Genomic DNA, 13,722 nt, shown 5'->3' on the forward strand with positions numbered 1-13,722 from the left:
TCCTCCAATCAATCTTTCATTTTCGGGTCAAGCGCATCGCGCAGTCCGTCACCGATCAAGTTAAAAGCAATCATCAAGACACTGATGATCACGGCTGGGAACAATAGGAAATACGGCTGGTGTTCCATCACTTTGTAGCCATCATTGATCAATGTACCTAATGAAGCGTTAGGTGGCTGCAGACCAAGCCCGATAAAGCTTAAGAACGCTTCAAAGAAAATAGCAGTCGGTATTGTGAACATTGTATTAATGATGATAATCCCCATAATATTCGGCAATAAATGTTTCCCGATTATTCGCTTGTCGCTTGCTCCTAATGTACGTGATGCAAGTACAAATTCTTGCCCTCTATATTTCAAGGTTTGGGCACGTACGATACGGGACATGCCAATCCACCCTGTAATCGATATCGCAATGATAATGGCGGTTAAACCCGGCTCCATTATTAATAGCATCAAGATTACGATAATAAGTGTTGGGATACCAATCAATATTTCGACAATCCGTTGCATGACATCGTCGACACGGCCGCCGAAATAACCTGATATACCTCCATAAAGGACCCCGATGACCACATCGATTGCCGCAGCAACGAATGCGATCAATAAAGAAATTTGAGTTCCTTCCCAAACGCGGGTGAACAAGTCTCTACCAAGTCCATCAGTTCCGAACCAATAATACTCATCCACTTTTTTAATTTCATACAAATTTACTTTCTCGCCGCTTAATTGACCCATGCCGTCAAATATCCCCAAATTCTCAACGCCGGGAATTTTTGGCGGTAAGTTAGCGTGTCGTAGTATTTGTGTTTCGCCATCATGACCATTTAGATGCGGTCCTATCAAAGCCATGATGATAAGTAAGATTAGGATGACCATGCTGACGATGGCCGCTTTATTTTTTCGCAGCCTCAGCCAAGCATCTTGCCAAAAACTTAAACTTGGTTTAGTAATCCGTTCAGCCCTACTGCTATCAATTGTAATGCGCTCGAATTTTTCCGGCGGCAATTGTTGAAGTTCATCTTTTCGCATTAACCTTTACCTCCAGACAACCGGATTCGCGGATCAATGATTCCGTACAGAAGGTCCACAATGAAGATAATGAATATCAACAATGCAGAGAAGAATAGTGTCGTACCCATGATTGTTGCAAAGTCATTCGTCATGATGGAAGATACGAACTGCTCCCCGATTCCTGGAATCGCAAAGATCTGTTCTACAACTAAGGAACCGGTTACAATACCGGCTGCTACCGGCCCTAATACTGTAACGAGAGGAATTAGCGCGTTTCTGAATGCATGTTTAAACGCGATTTCAAAACCGTTCGCACCTTTCGCTTTTGCTAACGTAATATAATCGGAGCTCAGCACTTCAATCATTTCAGTACGGATGAAACGTGCAGATAATGCAAGCGGTCCCATCGCCAATGCGATGGATGGTAGAATACTTGATTTCCAACCATCGTTCCATAGACCGACCGGCAACAAATGCCATTGAGAAGCTACCCAATACTGCAGCAATGAAGCGAATACGAAAGAAGGTATCGATACCCCTAATATCGCAAAGAACGTGCTACCGTAATCCCATATTGTATTCTGCTTCAAGGCGGCGAGCATTCCTAACAAAATCCCTATGATTGTTCCAAATACCATCGCCTGCGCTCCCAATATGAAGGAAGGTTTCACTCTCGTAGCCAATAGGTCGTTAACACTCTTCCCTTTAAATACGAAAGATGTTCCCAAATCTCCTTTGGCCAGGTTTTTCATATAAATAGCGTATTGAACAGGCTTCGGTTTATCGATGCCGTATTTCTTTTCCACAATTGCCCGTTGCGTTTCGTTCAGCTTGTTGTAAGAAGCAATCGGTGAACCTGGTAGCGTTTGCATTAAGAAAAACGTTGCAGTAGCGATCAGGAACATCGTAAGGAACATGTAAACGAGTCGTTTTCCAATATACTTAACCACGTTGCACCTCCAAAGTACGTGAGTTTGATTTATGTCAAATTGAATAATCAATTTCTTTTCAAAATGAAAACACTTACAAACTTTCACTTTATTTCCTGTTAGTAAAAAGAGAGTATATGGATTTTCCGCCATATACTCTCATTTCTAATTAAACTGCCAATGCTTACTTACTCTTTACCAGAGATATAAGCCCATTTGTAGCTGTGATCAGCTCCGAAAGGATGAATTCCAAGTCCTTTGAAGTACGGCTTTTGAAGTTGGATCAAACCACGTTGGTAGATTGGTGCGATTGCAGCTTCGTCTTCGAGAAGGATTTTTTCAGCCTTCGCAAATGCTTCGTAACGTGCTGCAGGATCTAATGCAAGCTCATCTTTAGTAGCTTCAATCAACTCATCGTACTCTTTGTTCGAGAAGGACATCAAGTTGTTAGTGCCATCTGTAACGAACAAATCCATGAATGAAATTGGATCTTGGAAGTCAGGACCCCATCCAGAAACTTGGATATCGTAGTCTTGGTTTCCATCAAGCTCCAAACGTACTGCAAATGGAACTTCTTTCAACTTGATTGTCAATCCTTCTAGGTTGCCTTCAAGTTGTGCTTTGAAATACTCATTCATCTTCTTGGACAGTTCAGTGTCTCCGCCTAGGATTTCAAATTCCAATTCAGATACACCTAGTTCTTCCAATCCTTTTGCCCAGTATTCTTTAGCTTCTTCCACATTGTATACAAGGTGGTCTCCGCTGATGTCACGGAAGTCTGTTCCGCTTTCATCGTATGCGAAGTCTCTTGGTACTAAGAAGTTTGCAGCAGTTGATCCGTTTGCAAGAACAACGTCAGCCAAATCTTCTTTCTCAAAAGATTTTGCTAGTGCTTTACGGATATTAACGTTTGCAAGCGGTGTTTTTTCACCATTGCGCTCTTGGTTAAATTTGAAGTAGAACACAGCAGTGTCCGACTCGTTTACAGCTTCTTCATGAGTTCCATATTGAAGAGCCAAGTCTCCTGAAACTCCTGCGCGGTCTTTCTTTCCATCGTTGTAAAGTTTAACTGCAGTTGCAGAATCTTTAACTACATCTACGTTGATAGTTTCAAGTTTTACGTTCTCTGCATCCCAGTAATGTTCGTTCTTTTTGTATACCCAGCTATCTCCAGTTCCATCCCACTCAGTAAGAACGAAAGGACCGTTGTAAAGCAAGTTATCTGAGTTCGTTGCATATGCATCGCCTTTAGATGTAACGAATTCCTCTTTTTGAGGGTAGAATGTTCCGAATGACATTAGTGATAAGAAGTAAGGCACTGGGCGTTCCAATGTTACGACCAATGTTTTGTCGTCTTCGGCAACTACGCCAAGTTCCGACTTCTCCATTTTCTCTTCACTGATTGCTGTTGCATTTTTGATAACTCCAGACATCATGAACGGACCATAAGGTGATCCGGTTGCAGGATCGATTGCACGTTGCCATGCAAATACGAAATCATGCGCAGTTACAGGTGTTCCGTCGGACCATTTTGCATCACGAAGTTTGAATGTGTACGTTAGACCATCCTCACTTACTTCTGCTTCCTCTGCTGCCATTGCCGGTTCTGCAATGTTTTCAAGGTTTAAACGGTACAACCCTTCATTTACGTTGTTCAATACATTGAATCCTACTGCATCTTCCACGATTGCGGAGTCAACAGATGGAATTGCTGCAGATTCTATCAAGTTCACAACTTGTTCTGCGTCCGGCTCGCCGGCTTCTTCTGTTGGTTGTTCTGTTGCTTTTTCGTCTTCTTTATCAGGTGCAGCAGTTTTGTCTTCATCCTTGTCCTTGTTTCCACAAGCAGCAAGAACTAAGCTGAGCACTAGTGATAAAGCGACTAGCAAAAGCCATTTGTTAGTTTTCAAATCTTTGACCTCCCCTTTTGTAATTGTCTGAAGAATTATCACTTTTTATTATACATTCAAAACATCTTAAGTCAAAGTCTTTTTTTATGTTTTTTTCTGAAACAACATAATTATAAGTGATACACAAATCATATTATTCTACTTACATACCCTTGGAAGCTTGTAATGAGTGACTTTTCCTTAAATTGCATTCTTTCGCCGAATGATATAATATACATAAATAATAAATAATATAAACGAGAAAAAAGAGGTTGGAATATGAAGAAAATTGTTTTGAACATTATTGTAAACCAATTATTAATATTGGTACTTGTGTTAATATTTTATAAGAAGCTGACAATTCTAGATTATATTAATGTTTCATTCTACCTAGGATCCTTGTTTCTCTTCATTGGAATCCTTGTTTCAGTGTTACAGTCCGGCTTTTTTGATTTCTTTTCTACAAGTATGAAAAAGGTACTTTCCCCTAAACATGTCCAAAGTGAATTAGTATCCATGCGCCCACCCTCTGAAGTCATATCGATGAAACCGTCTTTCTTCTTCCGTTCGGGATTGCCAATCATTCTATGTATGCTTGCCGCTTTATTCTTCTATTCATTCTGATTCGTCTAAGGTTTATTCGATTGGAAAGAGTGGTACCGAATAGGTAAATGCAAAAGCAATGGAATGGAGTTGATAGTAGAATGGAGATTCTTCTTTATAGTAGTGCAATCATAGCAGCTGTATCCTTGTTACTGATTGCCATCTTCTTCATCGTCGCTCTACGGAATGTAAAAACGACAATGAGTGAAGTATCCGAAACAATTGCAAGGATGGAAAATAAGATTAGTGGCATCACAACGAAATCCGAACAACTGATGGCAAGAACCAACAGAATTGCTGCTGATGTGGAAAGCAAGGTTCAAAGCATGGAAAGCGTTGCACAATCAGCCCAGCACATCGAAAAATCTTCCGAAAATCTTAAACGTTCGTTCCAGTCAATTTCACAGCAAATCGCTTCACCAAATCCAAAACATCTTGAATTGATGGAGAAGTTGACAGCATTGACGGAAGGGGCTTCCAGGGTTTACTTCAAATTCAAATCCGAAAAACTGAAGCAAGATTCTAACGACCAGCAAAAGATGAAGCAGCTCCCTTCACCACAAAAAGTGGAAGGAACATAAAGAAGAGTACATACGGAGGTGATGAATATGGACTGGCTCGGTATTGGGGTTTTACTCATAGGCATTGCATTCTTGACACTCACATGTTTTCTAATCAAACCTTTACGTAAAATGTCCGATGCATTGGACGGGTTGAAACAGACGACAGATCGTCTGCCTCGAATGGTAGATGACCTTTCTAAACAAACAGCCGAAGTGATGCAATTGGGTAATGCGACAATCGCTACTGTCAATGAACAAGTGAAAGAGGTCAGCCCTTTCTTCCATATTATCGGGGATACAGGCACTGCGACACGAAAACTCACCCTTAGTGCCATTGAAAAAATGAATGCATTGAAGGATAAAACGAGTAAAGCCTCAGATTTTACTACTCGTGAAAAGTACGAAGGTATCTATGGCATACTTTCGTTCATCTTCTTTCTCAGAGGAAATAAAAAATAAAGATAAAATAGCGATGGAGGATAATTGATCCTCCATCGCTTTTACTTGTCACTGATTACGTACTTCCCTTCCCTTGCAGCCTCTTTCGCTTCCTCTTTCATCCTATCGATGTCAAACACTCGCTGTTCACCAGATATATATAATGAAGATGGAGATGGCCTCAGCATATAGTCTTTTTTATGATTCCTGCTGTTTCGAATGACATAATAGACAAGTGCAGATGCTCCATATAATCCATCCAGCCGTTTATTGCGCGTTTCCTCGTCGACCGATTGCGCCTTCTTTTTGACGGCTCCTGCAATGTCATTCGCGGATGATGCAAGTTTTCTCGTCGATTCCCCTACATCTCCTACGATCTGGAAGAGTGGTGTCAACGTTCCTAGCTTTTCATTCACATCCGCTAACGTATCATTGGAATTTTGTATCATCTTTCCTGTTTCATGTAAGACATCATCAAGCTGATTTGGCAAATGATCGACGGTGCGGCCAACACCTTCCAAAATGGAAGCCGTATTTTTAAGCACCCTGGCAAGATATATGGATAGTATAAGAAATGCTATTCCTATTAATAAAACACCAATCCCGGTTAAACTCAATATGCTCTCTCCTTCCTAGTTTCAGATAAACTCCGTCCGCGCTTCCATGATTCCAGTAATATTTTTGCAAATTCGGCGCTTTGGATAGTCCGGATAAACGGTTTTACACCACTCATGTCTGCTTTTTCAACATACGTTTCGGTCAATTCATTCAATTCCTCACCTACTATGTTGGCCGCACCACCAAATTTCTCCACAGATAGAAATACACTGTTAAGTGCATTCAATTTTCCGTCCATATCCGAAATCGTTCTATTCGTTTCGTCTAATGTCCCCTCGAGTGCTTGAAGTGTTCCGTCCAATTTGGACTCCATTTCTCCTGTGGCAGTCCGGATTGCCTTGACGCCTGATGATGCGCGAAGAAGCAATTTCGACAGAGCGATCGCAAAAATGGCAAAGGAAATTGCTATTAAAAAAACGCCGATTTGAACTAACATCATGTCATCCCTCCCTGTCCGTCTATACCACTTTTAGTTCGTTGGTAAGCATCTTCTATTATAATAGATAAAACCCTATGCCGATAATCAGATAAGCGGCTAGCAATGTCAGGCCTTCAAACCAGTTGGACTCGCCGTCGTTCGAGAGGTTGATGACAAGAAATGTAGCAGTGACCATGGCGACGAGTTCAGGTATAGTAAAAACGAGTGGCATTGATTCGGGCATCATCAGAGATATTAATACAAGTATCGGAGCAACAAACATTGCAACTTGCAAAGTTGAGCCGACCGCAATTTCCACTGCTACGTCCATCCTGTTCTTCATTGCCATTGTAATGGCGGAAAAATGCTCTGCCGCATTCCCGACAATCGCCACGATAATAACACCGATAAACAACTCAGACCAACCGAACTTCTCCCCAAGCGTCTCGAATGTATGTACGAGCTGTTCAGAAACATAAGCCACGGCAATTGTAGATAACAGCAATATGACAATGGATTTCTTTCTAGTCCATTCAGGAGTCTCCTCTTCTTGCCTCTCTGTATCTGCCGATGAAAAAACGCCTCTGTGAGTAACAAGCTTGAAAAACAGGCCCGCAAGATATAAAGTGATCAATATGATGGAAATGCCAATACTTAACGAAATTGTATTCGTCTGATCCATTGTTTGTGTGAATATCTCAGGAATGACAAACGCTACAATGACCGCGAAGATCAGTAATCCCGAATTGTACCTAGCGTCGTGGATACCGAATTTTTGCGTTTTGAATTTAATGCCTCCTGCAAAAAACGACACGCCCAGTACGAGTAAAAGATTCCCAAGAACCGATCCGGTTAAAGAGGCTAATACAATCCCTATTAAGCCTGCTTTCAGTGTAAAAATGGAAATGATCAATTCGACAGCATTGCCGAATGTTGCGTTTAATAATCCGCCGACTCTCGGACCGCTAACAATCGCAAGGCTTTCTGTAGCTCTCCCAATAAATCCTGCAAGCGCGATGATGCTAACACAACTAATGATGAATATCGGAATATCCGGCCAGTCCATAATCGAACCAATAATGATTAGCGGTACACCGATGAACACAAGCAGAGTAAATATTCGATTCACCGGAATCACTCTCCTTCAATGGAATTCCTCCATATCTTTCCCTGTAACCGACTGAAACAAACAGATAACATTCCGACGGAAAAATGACTGGAATATATTTTCATTGATATTTTTCAAATTAACGTGTAATATAAATACATAAGCTGCATTGTTCGTATTCACATTAAGTTTTAACCTTTAAGCTGTAAAAGGGAGTTTTATATCGGGACTGGAATGGTATGCCTGATTCATTATCAATCAGGACGGACAGGATCGTCCTTGCGAACACCCACTTTGAGGAGTGGTGGTTTAAAACTTTCATGATTAACGATACGGCAAAGGCGGCTTTTATTATATCTAACGACAACCATCATCCATATTGGGTGATGGTTTTTACTTAGACAAAAAAAAGGAAACGGATATTTTTATGTTGAAGGGACATCATACATCATGTAAGTGAATTCATTTCACTTAACAAAAAATCTGAAGGAGATGTCTTACACATGCCAGAAAATCGCCAAAACCGAGACAATAACCAGAACAACCGCAACGACAGAAACAACAACAACAACAACAACAGAAACACAGAATTTGCCGATGATTTCTTAAACAACAACAACAACAACAACAACCGTAACGACAGAAATAACAACAACAACAACAACAACAACAACAACAACGACAGAAACAACCGCAACAACCGTAACGACAACCGCTAATGATAAAAAGCCCCGTATCGCATTCGCGATACGGGGCTTTTTATCATTAGCGCATTTTCAACAATGCTTCTCCTCCAATCATTCCAGTGTGAATACCTAGTGCCTCTGCTTCTAATGTAACCGATTCAAGCGGCGCTTTCAGTAATTGCTCAATTGTTTTTACCCCGACAGCCCTTCCGGCGACTATTTTACGATCTGCTAAAACATTATTCAGCAGTCCTACATCCAAGGCGCCGCACATGATATAGCCTTTTTCATTCGACACGGTCAATAAGGTTGTTTTCGGCAAACGGACAGTTACTGCTGTAAACGGATACCCTCCGATAAGTATTGGTGTCAATGTTACCAAGCTGGTCTCCCCTTTCACCTCTATACATATGGAGTTCCTTACTAGTTTGTGCCATTATATGCACATCACGATTCACTGCTATACTAGTAGTAATGTACAAACATGTGAGTAGGGGAAGTGACGCCAAATGACAGTTGAAAAGAATGATGAACATACGGAAAATGACGAACAATACGCTGAAGAGTTGAGCGAAGAAGAAATGCATCTACTTGTTTTGCAGGCACAACAGGAAGCCTTAATGCAACAGCAGGATGATGCGATTCCAAAGAAAGAAATCCCGAAGTCGTTCATCTGGCTGCTATCAATTATGCTCTTTCTTAGCACATTCGCAGGACTTTTTCAGATCTTTTCGATTCCGGCAATTGATTTTCTAATGACGTCTGCTTCATTATCCAAAAGTGAGGATATCGCAGAGTTTAAAAAATCCGTAGTCGTTGTCGTAACTGAAGATGGTAAAGGAACTGGCTTCTCCGTTTCAAGCGATGGAACCATCCTCACCAACTATCATGTCGTGGAAGAAAACCGATCGGTATCGGTTGTTTTCCCTGATGACGGAAGATATGAAGCTACCGTAAAAGAAACCTTTCCAACTATTGATGTGGCGGTACTTGAAGTACACGGCAGCGAGCTTCCCTTCCTCGAAATAGATCATTCCAGCAAGATGGACAATAATGACCCACTTACCTTTATCGGAAATCCACTAAGCTTCAAAGGGATTGCAAATGAAGGTTCCATTTTGGCACCGATAAAGCTTACCGGTTGGTCAGATGAAGTAATGATGATCAAAGCACCTGTCTATCGAGGAAATAGCGGGAGCCCTGTATTAAATGAAGACGGAAAAGTTATCGGTATCATTTTTGCTACAATGGATCATAAGGAACATGGCAAGGTCGGTTTGTTTATTCCTGTATCATTGCTACATGAAAATCTCTCAGACGAAGAAGAAACCCGGGAATGAATCAACCATTTCCGGGTATTCTCAGCTTTCGAGAATTTCATGCAAAATTCTTCCATCCGTTTCTCCTAAATCTAGTCCTAAAATTCTAGCAAACGTAGGTCCTTCATCGACCAAGCTCATAGTTGGAATTTCAACATCAGGAGTTATCCCGCTCCCTTTAGCGATAAATACAGTCTCATAATCCGGCTTAAGTGGTGAATACCCGTGTACCGCCTTTGAATATCTACCAACTGCGAGATCTTCCTCAGTAATTTCACTAAACGCTTCCCCATCGAGCTCTTCTGTGAAATAAAAACCTGCACGTGCTTCAAGCATGAAATCAGCTTCGTTATCTGCTCCTGTCTCACTTGCTTCCTTTCCTGATAAAACGAACTCTATACCATTTTCCGGATTCCTCATCATCGAATGCAAAATTGCTTGAACTTTTTCTTCGGCATGTCTATCTTCAGGATCATTCAAATAAATGTACGCCGACCCATCATTACTTTTGCAAAACGCCCTCCAACTTTTCACTTGTCCTTTTTTATTCACTTTGATGAGCCCGCTTTCTTCCAATAAAACATTTAACTTGATCACCTTCGATATATCAATGGAACTATGATCACCAAGAGCGACGATGGTCGATTTTTCGGCGATTCCACTCTCTTCTAATGCCTGAAAGACATCACCTAATCTTTCATCATGTCGGCGTAAAGCCTCATCTGCCTCCTTTGAAGCAAATCCATGGATGTGCCTTTGGAAATCGAGATCGACTAAATGGATTAGTAGTAGATCGGGTTTCTTTGACGTAATGGTATGTACTGCAGCGGCTGTAACAAAATCATCGAGCCACGGTTGCTGAATCCCCTTTCGCATATGCCCATAGAGCTGATTCATGCGGATCGTATAAAGCAAACTGCCGTTGACAAGTGATACTACAACTTGGGAATGCCAAGGCCGGTTAGCGAAGATTTCTGGTATATGAAAATCAATGTTAGCCCTGGCAGTGACCGGCCATAGCAAAGCCGCCGTTTTCATACCAGCCTTCTTTGCCTCATCAAATAATGTCGTACCTTTTATATTTCTTCTTTGCCAATACCAATCCGGCGATTTTTTACCCGGTTGCAGCAATGTATTCGTTGTTATTCGGTGTTGAATCGGGTAATTTCCAGTAATTATCGATGTATGGCATGAGTAAGTAACAGATGGATATATCGTATTGACTTGTTTGCATTTGGCTGCTCCTGATAATAGCTTCCGGAAGTTCGGCAATGTTTCCAGTAAAGGCATATCCAAAGAGGATAAACAGTCGAAAGATATGACGATTAGATGATCAGTTAGACGCTTCAATAAAACCCCTCCTCTTTATGTCATTTTATCACTTACAATGCTCAAATACAGGTAAGCATTATTCGTGGATTTGGTGGAAGGCTACGGATACGGAGGTGATAGGATGACTCAGAAAATATTATGTGAAGTGAATAACTGCACATATTGGGGAGAAGGAAATAATTGTCATGCCGAAGTCATATACGTCGTCAGTGAAATCGGTGATCAGGCAGACGATAGTGAAGATACTAATTGCAAAACGTTTAAACCAGAGGAGTAAGTGAATGGGAAGAATGCATGATCAAATATGATCTGCATTCTTCCTAAAACCGAAACAACCGATTGTTTGCCATCAATATACTTTTTACTTATAATTGTACAGTGATGAATTTTACATATTGATGGAGGTTTATGGATTGAAGAAATTACTATCTGCGTTACTTGCTTTGACAATAGTCATGTCACCAATCGGTAGCTTTATACTGAATGATCATGCTACTACTGTTGAAGCGAAAAGATATAAATCAGGCAAGAAAAGCTTTAACCCTAGTCAGAACAACATATCAAAACCGAAAGTGGATAAGAAGCAGGAAGACGATACATCCTTTGCCAAATCTCCTAATAGCCAATCTTCAAAAGGCGGGTTCTTCTCCGGAGGTCTCATGCGCGGGTTATTTGTCGGTGGGATTGCAGGTCTTCTATTTGGAAGTCTTTTCGCCAATATGGGCATATTAGGTTCAGTATTAGGTTTTCTGATCAATATGTTGGCAATAATCTTCATCATTAGCTTAATTCGGAGAGTTTTCTCTCTCCTTAAAGCAAGAAGAGAGAAAGCTAATCCATGGCAGAATTAATGATGTCCGAACAGGATATTGTAAATGCAATTTGCATTGATCATTCACAAAAACATAAAATTCCCCCGGAAGAAATCGAAGTCGAGCTTGTCTACGACGATGATGAAGGCTTTTCCGCAGAACTGGAATATAACGGTCAAATACAAGTCCTCGGTTCATTCGACATCATCCAGGCAATCCGTTATTGGATTGAAGAAGTTTTAAACGGAGATCCTTATGCAGCGGGTATCAAATTGTTATTGGACAGAGAAGAAGGTATTATTGCAACAATTCAATGATAGGATCTGACTTTCGGCCAGGAGGGTGATTACCCGCCTGGCTTTTTCTCCCGAATCAATCATTTACATTAACGAGCTGTCTTTCTATCACTTCATATTTCACTTCCGAATCATTTTTTATTAACAGTTCTTCGTGCATATATTCCCCTGTCCGTTTATCGACAGTCCATCTCCATATTTCATTCTGTCTAAAAGTATTACCGTCTCTCTTGTAAAATTGGTGTGCCCTTTCTTCTATGTGGTAACTTACTCCAATATCCTTATTGGAATATATAGCACCTTTCAAGTGACGATCAGTCAACCAAACACGGATTTGAAAAGCAGATTCGGTAGTATTCTTGAAGCGGAAATCTACATAATTGTAAAATACGCTGGCACCGCTGCCAAAAGGAAGGACCCTCCCTTCTTCAGGAAAAGGATCAAAGCTATGATGATGCCTTTCCACTACGGTCATCGGCGTGTGCAACACCATCCAATAGAGAAGGTTTGCTAACTGACAAATGCCGCCACCCACACCTGTCTTCACTTCTCCCCTCGAAAGCTGCATCCCTTCAATATACCCTTTTTTCCTTGTAGCCCTACCGACCAATCCCCAGAATGAAAAAACTTCGCCTGGTCGAATGATGACTCCGTCAATCCTTTTTGCCGCGATAGTGAGATTCACGATTTTATTTTCCTGTAAGATCGGATCGCTATCTCCCAGCCTTCTACGCAATAACGATTGATGTTTTTTACATGTATAGTGGAAATCTACTTCAGCTTTACTCTTTGCAAATCGTTTTCTGTTCTTAACGTTTTTCATGAAACGAAAAAATCTTTTTTGCTCAATTCTTACGTAATAAATAAAAGGATGAATCTCAGAGAATCTCACTTTTTTCTCCCCTTGTACTTTTCGTGGCCACTTCTCTACTTTATTCATCATACATTTGTTTTTATCCTGCTCAAACGAAGAATATATTTAGAGGACACCGATTTTATTTTGAATGAAATCCGGCGTTATCAATCAGAATAATGTTCATATCCGGTAAGAAGGTATCCAGTCTTTTTTATATATCCAAGCAACCGCACTTAAGAGAGCGGCGGGAATTCTCTTGGGGAAAAGCCGCTTGCAATATACCTGTCTGTACGCCCTTTTCAGGTTTCCCCATTGTCTGCAGTTTTTCTTTTGTCTAAAACGCGCAACATCAATAATCTTTATTTTATCTTCAGTAGTGATGAAAATATTTCGCAAGTGAATATCGGAAGGATTAAGACCTCTGGCAGTTGCCAATGAAAGTGCTCGGTCGATTTCTACTATGTGTGTAGACTTAACGACTGTCCCTTGGACTAAACAGTCAAAAAGTGTATCGCCCTCAATGTAATCTATTACGATAAAATTCGTACCTGATGCATAGACGGAAGGATAATAAACTATATCTTGAAGTTGTCCATAAATTTCCGCCTCCTCCTTTGCTATATGGGAAAAAGCGGGGAAATACACTTTCATCGCTTTCATCGTCGACTTTATCCTAAATACAAATGCACTCCTTCCTGTGCCTACGTGCTCTAATGAATCATCATAGTTCAATAAGCAGTTTTCATTATTTATTTGTACTGTTCTAGCAAGTCCTTCATATGTATCCAAAATTATACCTCCAATAAAATAAAAAAAGCGGTATAACTAATTATCGGTCATAC

18 protein-coding genes and 1 other RNA gene are annotated in these 13,722 nt (G+C 40.8%); 9 read left to right on the top strand and 10 right to left on the bottom strand.

The features are described 5' to 3' along the window. Positions 1-8 precede the first annotated feature (8 nt). From opp3C to OC538_RS03260, 3 genes are all read right to left on the bottom strand, one after another. Positions 9-1,031, bottom strand: a complete 1,023-nt coding sequence (gene opp3C / locus OC538_RS03250) for an oligopeptide ABC transporter permease (RefSeq protein WP_262173291.1) — start codon at positions 1,029-1,031, stop codon at positions 9-11. Beyond that, a complete protein-coding gene (opp3b, locus tag OC538_RS03255; RefSeq protein WP_262173292.1) occupies positions 1,031-1,963 on the bottom strand; it encodes an oligopeptide ABC transporter permease in 933 nt (310 codons plus the stop codon). The genes opp3C and opp3b overlap by 1 nt, the downstream gene beginning before the upstream one ends. Positions 1,964-2,130: 167 nt before the next feature. Further along, a complete protein-coding gene (locus OC538_RS03260) occupies positions 2,131-3,852 on the bottom strand; it encodes a peptide ABC transporter substrate-binding protein (protein WP_251694497.1) in 1,722 nt (573 codons plus the stop codon). A gap of 258 nt (positions 3,853-4,110) precedes the next feature. On the opposite strand from OC538_RS03260, the gene OC538_RS03265 reads away from it, so the two are divergent. The 3 genes from OC538_RS03265 (at position 4,111) to OC538_RS03275 (ending at position 5,456) form a co-directional block, all read left to right on the top strand. Further along, on the top strand, positions 4,111-4,455 hold the full coding sequence (locus tag OC538_RS03265) for a DUF3899 domain-containing protein (protein WP_251694496.1): 345 nt from the start codon (positions 4,111-4,113) through the stop codon (positions 4,453-4,455). A gap of 80 nt (positions 4,456-4,535) precedes the next feature. Next, positions 4,536-5,015 (top strand): DUF948 domain-containing protein, encoded by a 480-nt coding sequence (locus tag OC538_RS03270; RefSeq protein ID WP_251694495.1) that lies wholly within the window; start codon positions 4,536-4,538, stop codon positions 5,013-5,015. A gap of 27 nt (positions 5,016-5,042) precedes the next feature. Then, entirely contained in the window at positions 5,043-5,456 is a 414-nt protein-coding gene (locus OC538_RS03275; protein ID WP_262173295.1) for a DUF948 domain-containing protein, read from the top strand. A 41-nt stretch (positions 5,457-5,497) separates the two neighbouring features. Here the strand turns inward: OC538_RS03275 and OC538_RS03280 are convergent, their stop codons facing one another. From OC538_RS03280 to cax, 3 genes are read right to left on the bottom strand one after another with little or no spacing between them, the layout of a single operon-like run. After that, entirely contained in the window at positions 5,498-6,052 is a 555-nt protein-coding gene (locus OC538_RS03280) for a DUF948 domain-containing protein (RefSeq protein ID WP_251694493.1), read from the bottom strand. Beyond that, positions 6,049-6,492 carry a DUF948 domain-containing protein gene (locus tag OC538_RS03285; RefSeq protein ID WP_251694492.1) on the bottom strand — a complete coding sequence of 148 codons (444 nt, stop codon included), beginning with the start codon at positions 6,490-6,492 and terminating at the stop codon, positions 6,049-6,051. Before OC538_RS03285 ends, OC538_RS03280 begins: the two co-directional genes overlap by 4 nt. A 55-nt stretch (positions 6,493-6,547) precedes the next feature. After that, the gene (gene cax / locus OC538_RS03290; protein WP_251694491.1) at positions 6,548-7,600 is read right to left on the bottom strand and encodes a calcium/proton exchanger; all 1,053 of its coding nucleotides are present in this window, start codon (positions 7,598-7,600) and stop codon (positions 6,548-6,550) included. A 137-nt stretch (positions 7,601-7,737) separates the two neighbouring features. Here cax and ssrS point away from each other — a divergent pair. Then, positions 7,738-7,931, top strand: a non-coding RNA gene (gene ssrS / locus OC538_RS03295) — 6S RNA. Between the two features lie 151 nt (positions 7,932-8,082). Further along, entirely contained in the window at positions 8,083-8,298 is a 216-nt protein-coding gene (locus OC538_RS03300) for a hypothetical protein (RefSeq protein WP_262173298.1), read from the top strand. Between the two features lie 46 nt (positions 8,299-8,344). On the opposite strand, the gene OC538_RS03305 is transcribed toward OC538_RS03300, so the two are convergent. Beyond that, positions 8,345-8,647: a YunC family protein gene (locus OC538_RS03305; RefSeq protein WP_262173299.1), complete on the bottom strand. Its 303-nt coding sequence runs from the start codon at positions 8,645-8,647 to the stop codon at positions 8,345-8,347. Positions 8,648-8,774: 127 nt separating this feature from the next. On the opposite strand from OC538_RS03305, the gene OC538_RS03310 reads away from it, so the two are divergent. Next, a complete protein-coding gene (locus tag OC538_RS03310; protein ID WP_251694488.1) occupies positions 8,775-9,605 on the top strand; it encodes a S1C family serine protease in 831 nt (276 codons plus the stop codon). Positions 9,606-9,626: 21 nt separating this feature from the next. On the opposite strand, the gene OC538_RS03315 is transcribed toward OC538_RS03310, so the two are convergent. After that, a complete protein-coding gene (locus tag OC538_RS03315) occupies positions 9,627-10,934 on the bottom strand; it encodes an alkaline phosphatase family protein (protein WP_262173300.1) in 1,308 nt (435 codons plus the stop codon). Positions 10,935-11,037: 103 nt separating this feature from the next. Between OC538_RS03315 and OC538_RS03320 the strand changes: the two genes are divergently transcribed. From OC538_RS03320 to OC538_RS03330, 3 genes are all read left to right on the top strand, one after another. Continuing rightward, positions 11,038-11,193, top strand: coding sequence for a DUF1540 domain-containing protein (locus OC538_RS03320; RefSeq protein WP_251694486.1), 156 nt, complete (start codon positions 11,038-11,040; stop codon positions 11,191-11,193). 136 nt (positions 11,194-11,329) lie between these two features. Further along, positions 11,330-11,767 (top strand): hypothetical protein, encoded by a 438-nt coding sequence (locus tag OC538_RS03325; protein WP_251694485.1) that lies wholly within the window; start codon positions 11,330-11,332, stop codon positions 11,765-11,767. Then, a complete protein-coding gene (locus tag OC538_RS03330) occupies positions 11,755-12,045 on the top strand; it encodes a DUF2653 family protein (protein WP_251694484.1) in 291 nt (96 codons plus the stop codon). Before OC538_RS03325 ends, OC538_RS03330 begins: the two co-directional genes overlap by 13 nt. Before the next feature lie 55 nt (positions 12,046-12,100). On the opposite strand, the gene OC538_RS03335 is transcribed toward OC538_RS03330, so the two are convergent. After that, a complete protein-coding gene (locus OC538_RS03335) occupies positions 12,101-12,847 on the bottom strand; it encodes a VanW family protein (protein ID WP_262173301.1) in 747 nt (248 codons plus the stop codon). A gap of 213 nt (positions 12,848-13,060) precedes the next feature. Then, positions 13,061-13,669 carry a protein kinase family protein gene (locus OC538_RS03340; RefSeq protein WP_251694482.1) on the bottom strand — a complete coding sequence of 203 codons (609 nt, stop codon included), beginning with the start codon at positions 13,667-13,669 and terminating at the stop codon, positions 13,061-13,063. Positions 13,670-13,722: the final 53 nt, after the last annotated feature.

Origin of the sequence: Saccharococcus sp. Marseille-Q5394, from assembly GCF_946901335.1 — a bacterium.
GTDB classification, from domain to species: Bacteria; Bacillota; Bacilli; order Bacillales_A; family Planococcaceae; genus Sporosarcina; species Sporosarcina luteola_C.